This window comes from Sinomonas sp. G460-2 (assembly GCF_047759905.1).
GTDB lineage: Bacteria > Actinomycetota > Actinomycetes > Actinomycetales > Micrococcaceae > Sinomonas.
Window position 1 is genome coordinate 1 of record NZ_JBKZWT010000484.1, and the last position, 1,878, is coordinate 1,878.

General features: G+C 71.2%; 1 pseudogene. It reads left to right on the plus strand.

Going from position 1 to position 1,878, the window contains the following annotated elements:
- Positions 1-1,878: pseudogene (locus ACLN58_RS21685) on the plus strand (hypothetical protein); the annotation flags it as partial.

The window sequence follows — 1,878 nt, forward strand, 5'->3', positions numbered from 1 at the left end:
GCAGGCGTAGCGGGCCGCGTCGTCGTCCTCGCCCACGGCAACAACCGCGGCGCGGGCTGGCGGGCGCTGTGCCGCCTCATCTCGGATGCCCACGCGCAGACCACCGGACGCGCCAACAGCCCCATCCCGGTGGGCGTGCTGCGCTCCGAGCTTGCCGCTCGCTGCCTCGATCCCGAGTCGGGCAAGCCCGTGCTCACGGTCCTGCTCGGACCCGATTCTGACGTGGGCCGGGCGATGTCCGGGCGCCGCTTCCTGCGCCCCCGCACTCTGTTCCGCGACTGGATCGGCGCCATGCCCGTGGGAGTGCTCGCCGTCGAACTCGTGACCCACCGGACCCCGCCCGGGGAACCGCTCAGCACGGCCCACGCAGTGCGGATGCTTCGGCTCGCGAGCGAGCACCACGTCCCAGCAGTCCTGACGAACGCCGTCCGCTCGGTCGAGGATGGCGGTGCCGCGACCGCGGAAGTCCTCGACCCGCGGATCGGCGCGCCGGGGGAGGAACGCTCCGAACTGCCCGGCCCGGCGCCCACGGGCCACGCGTGGCTCAAACCCGCGGCCCTCATGCGGCTCGCGGCCCAGGAGATCGTCGAGGCCGCGGGGCTCGGAGCCAAAGACCTCGCGAACCTGCTCGGCAATACGGAGCGGATCGCCGACCGCTGCCGCCTCGATCCCGTCGAGGACGTGGGCTGGGGCCAGCCCGCGGCCCCCGAGGGCTCCGCGATCAGCGTGGGGAGCGAGCCCCTCCAAGAGCTCGCGGAGCGCTGCCGCGCGGGAATCTCCCACCGCTTCCCGGGAGCCGCGGGAGAGCTCGCGGGCGCGGTCGAGTTGAGGCTCGAGCACGAGCTGGAGATCATCGGCGGCCTCGGCCTCGCCTCCTACTTCCTGACGGTGGCCGAGGTCGCGGACCTCATCCGAGGCCTGGGCGTGCGCTCGGCCGTGCGCGGCTTGGGGGCGTCGAGCCTGGTCAACTACCTGCTCGGCATCAGCCACGTCGACCCCCTGCGCCACGACCTCGTCTTCGAGCATTTTCTCTCGAGGGAACGCGCGACTTTCCCGGACCTCGAGCTCGACGTCGAGAGCGCCCGACTGAACCACGTGTACCGCAAGATCTTCGAGCGCTTCGGGGCCGAACGAGTCACGCTCATGGGCACGCAGGACGCGCACCGGGCGCGGGGCGCCGCGGGCCACGTTCACGGGGACCTCGCCGAGGAGCCGGAGCTCCGCGAGCTCGAGCAACCCAAGGGTCGGCAGCTCGAGCTCCTCGGCGACCCCACGGAGCGGCTTGACCGGCTCCCGAAGCCCATCTCGATGCAGCCCTGCGGCGTGGTCCTGGGCGACGCACGCCTGCTGGACCGCACGCCCATCCAACCGAGCGGTACGGGCCTGCCCATGAGCCAGTTCGACAAGCACGACATGGAACCGATGGGCATGTTCAGGCTCGGCGTCGTCGGAGTGCGGATGCAGAGCTCGATGGCGTTCGCCGTGCGGGAGATCGAGCGGGTGGAGGGAACCAGAATCGACCTCGACGCCCTGCCGTTCGACGACGGACCCGCGTCCGCGCTGCCGGCGTATCAGTCGTCGTGGCTCAAGGCCCACCATCCCGAGGCGTTCCTCGCCGGGGTGTTCGAGCACGATCCGTGCGCGTACCCCAAGCGGCTGCTCGTCGCCGAGGCCCAGCGGCTCGGCATCCCGATCCTGCCGGTGGACATCAACGCAAGCCGGGACGAATACCGGGTGGAGCGAATCGAGTCCGGACCCGACGCGGGAAAGCTCGGCATCCGGCCAACCCTCAAGGGCATCCACGGACTGTCGGCGAATGAGCTCAAACGAATCGTCGCGGGGCAGCCTTACTCCTCGATCGCCGAGCTCCTCGACCGC